This is a genomic window from Nocardia sp. NPDC060220 (assembly GCF_042727815.1).
Classification (GTDB): domain Bacteria; phylum Actinomycetota; class Actinomycetes; order Mycobacteriales; family Mycobacteriaceae; genus Nocardia.
This window is the reverse complement of sequence record NZ_JBHWZY010000864.1, coordinates 1-2,851: the sequence shown is the minus strand read 5'-3', so window position 1 is coordinate 2,851 and position 2,851 is coordinate 1. Positions and strand designations below refer to the sequence as shown.

Annotated in this window: 3 protein-coding genes and 1 pseudogene; 1 reads left to right on the top strand and 3 read right to left on the bottom strand. The window is 69.2% G+C overall.

The window, feature by feature from the left end; translation table 11 throughout:
• Together ACFWF3_RS30915 and ACFWF3_RS30910 are read right to left on the bottom strand one after the other, a co-directional pair.
• Positions 1-158: pseudogene (locus ACFWF3_RS30915) on the bottom strand (acetyl-CoA C-acyltransferase); the annotation flags it as partial.
• 61 nt (positions 159-219) lie between these two features.
• Positions 220-1,089 (bottom strand): SGNH/GDSL hydrolase family protein, encoded by an 870-nt coding sequence (locus tag ACFWF3_RS30910; RefSeq protein ID WP_378636213.1) that lies wholly within the window; start codon positions 1,087-1,089, stop codon positions 220-222.
• Between the two features lie 113 nt (positions 1,090-1,202).
• Here ACFWF3_RS30910 and ACFWF3_RS30905 point away from each other — a divergent pair, with 113 nt between their 5' ends.
• Complete coding sequence (locus tag ACFWF3_RS30905) at positions 1,203-2,585, top strand: cystathionine beta-synthase (protein ID WP_378636216.1); 1,383 nt, start codon at positions 1,203-1,205, stop codon at positions 2,583-2,585.
• Here ACFWF3_RS30905 and ACFWF3_RS30900 read toward each other — a convergent pair.
• Positions 2,553-2,851, bottom strand: a 299-nt coding sequence (locus ACFWF3_RS30900; RefSeq protein WP_379317246.1) for a LysR substrate-binding domain-containing protein, incomplete at its 5' end; no start/stop codon positions are given. The genes ACFWF3_RS30905 and ACFWF3_RS30900 overlap by 33 nt on opposite strands.

Sequence of the window (2,851 nt, the reverse complement as noted above, 5' to 3'; positions counted from 1 at the left end):
ATGTCGTCGATCTGCGTCGGGTCGAGCGAAGGCACCTTGGCCAGCGCGGCACGAATCATCTGCGTGGTCAGGTCGTCCGGGCGCATTCCCGCCAGTGACCCCTTGACGGCACGGCCGATGGGGGAACGGGCGGTGCTGACGATGACGGCCTCGGGCATGAGGACTCCTTTTCGCGTTGTTCGACGTGAACGGCTGTTTACATGCCGGTCATTCTCGAATCTACGTCTCCAGCTGCGCGACGGGAAGAGCAGGGCGGTCGCGCACCTGGGCGATCAGCACGGGAAGCAGCTGCGCGGCGGCCAATTCGTAGCCTGCCGCGGACGGGTGGAATCCGTCGGTGGCGAAGAGGATTTCGGGCGCGGCGCGGAACTCCGAGGCGACCAGCGGTGAGCCCATCGGCACCGCGATGCCGCCCGCGATGGTGGTCGCGACCGTCTGCGCCTTGGCCAGCCGCACACTCCAGTTCGCGACGATCGTGCGCAGCGGCTGCTGGATCGCGGTGACGGTGCCGAGGTTCGGGCAGGTGCCGACCACCACCAGCGCGTCCGCTTCGCGCAGTCGCGACACCGCCGCCGCGAGTCTGCGCGCCGAGGCCCGGATGGAGTGCTTCTTGGTGATGTCGTTGGCGCCGACCAGGATCACCGCCGCGTCCGGCGGCGGCCCCGCCACGAACATCGCGTCGACCTGTCCGGCCAAGCCCTTCGAGGTGGCGCCGGAGATGGCCTTGGTGCTCAACCGGATGCGCAGGCCGGTGGCCTCGGCCAACCCGCGGGCCAACCGCACCCCCGGCACATCGGCGGCGCCGAGACAGCCGAGCCCGGCCGCGGTGGAGTCGCCGAAGATCATCAGGTGCAGGTCGACCGGCGTCGTCTTACGCCACGGCTCCGGCAGGCTCGCGCCCGGTGCGTACACGCCATCCGCCTCGGGCGGCTTGGAGGTATCGCGGCCGATCACCGCGCGCGCCGCACCCGCCTGCGTCATCAGCAATCGATACGTCGCCCAGGAGACAGTTCCGGCGCTCGATCCGGCGAGCACCGTCGTCGCTCCGGTCACGGCCGCCGTCCGCCAGCTGATTCGAGGTGCGCTCACATTCGAAAATTCTACGACGGAGATCGCGAGGAACGGAGATGTCGGCCACTTGCGGCCTGGTGGGCGCCCCTCCGCTCGGCGTCGAGCGCAAGTGCTCGGCTACCCTCGGCACCATGCGCATCGCGGATCATGTCGTCGATCTCATCGGCAACACCCCCCTTGTTCGGCTGAACTCGGTGGTCGGCCCCAACGCGGGCCTGGTGGCCGCGAAGGTCGAATACCTGAACCCGGGCGGCAGCTCCAAGGACCGGATCGCGGTCAAGATGATCGACGCCGCCGAGCAGGACGGACTGCTGAAGCCGGGCGGCACGATCGTCGAGCCGACCTCGGGAAATACCGGTGTCGGCCTGGCGCTGGTCGCCCAGCAGCGCGGGTACAAGTGCGTGTTCGTGTGCCCGGACAAGGTCAGCGAGGACAAGCGCAACGTGTTGCGTGCCTACGGCGCCGAGGTCGTGGTCTGCCCGACCGCCGTGCCGCCGGAGCACCCCGACAGCTACTACAACGTCTCCGATCGCCTGGTCAGGGAGATCGAGGGCGCCTGGAAGCCCAACCAGTACTCGAACCCGGGCGGCCCCGACAGCCACTACGAGACCACCGGTCCCGAGATCTGGGCCGACACCGAAGGCAAGGTCACCCACTTCGTCGCGGGCGTCGGCACCGGCGGCACCATCTCCGGCACCGGCCGCTATCTCAAGGAAGTGTCCGGCGGCAAGGTCAAGATCATCGGCGCCGATCCGGAGGGCTCGGTGTACTCCGGCGGCACCGGGCGCCCCTACCTGGTCGAGGGTGTCGGCGAGGACTTCTGGCCCACCGCCTACGACGCGTCGATCCCCGACGAGATCATCGCCGTCTCCGACGCGGACTCCTTCGAGATGACCCGGCGCCTGGCACGCGAGGAAGGTCTGCTGGTCGGTGGTTCCTGCGGCATGGCCGTGGTCGCCGCGATCGAGGTCGCCCGCCGTGATCCCGACGCCGTGGTGGTCGTGCTGCTGCCCGACGGTGGCCGCGGCTACCTGTCGAAGATCTTCAACGACAAGTGGATGAGCTCCTACGGCTTCCTCCAGACTCCGCTGGAAGCCGGCCCGGAACCGCTGGTCGGCGACGTGCTGCGCGGCAAGTCCGGCGCTCTGCCCGACCTGGTGCACACCCACCCGTCGGAAACCCTGCGCGACGCCATCGAGATCCTGCGCGAATACGGCGTCTCCCAGATGCCCGTCGTCGGCGCCGAGCCGCCGGTCATGGCCGGTGAGGTCGCGGGCAGCGTCACCGAACGCGACCTGCTCTCGGCGGTGTTCGAAGGCCGCGCCAATCTCACCGACTCCGTTGCCCAGCACATGAGCCCGTCGTTCCCGCTGATCGGCTCGGGCGAGCCCCTCTCGACCGCCACCAAGGCACTGTCGGATTCCGACGCGCTGATGGTCGTCGAAGACGGTAAGCCCGTCGGCGTCATCACCCGCCACGATCTACTCGGTTTCCTGAGCACCGGCAGCATCTGAGGTTCGGCGCACGGTGGGTGCGGTGCGGATATCGGGAGCGAGTCCCTTCTTCGCCGCGGCGGTCCGGATCGCGTCCACCACCAGCAGCAGCGCGGCCCGGCCCGCCGAGTTGGTGCGGTAGGCCAGCGACACCGTGCGGGTGAGGGCGTCGCCGAGCGGCACGATATCCACCCCGGGCGGGCGCAACGCCAGACCCAGATCCGACACCAGCGTCACACCGAGACCGGCCGCGACCATCGCCATCGAGGTCGCCTGCTCTTCCAGCT

Bases quoted from the DNA above. Each gene is read 5' to 3' on its own strand.
- ACFWF3_RS30905 (WP_378636216.1), top strand. From the start codon at position 1,203: ATGCGCATCGCGGATCATGTCGTCGATCTCATCGGCAACACCCCCCTT.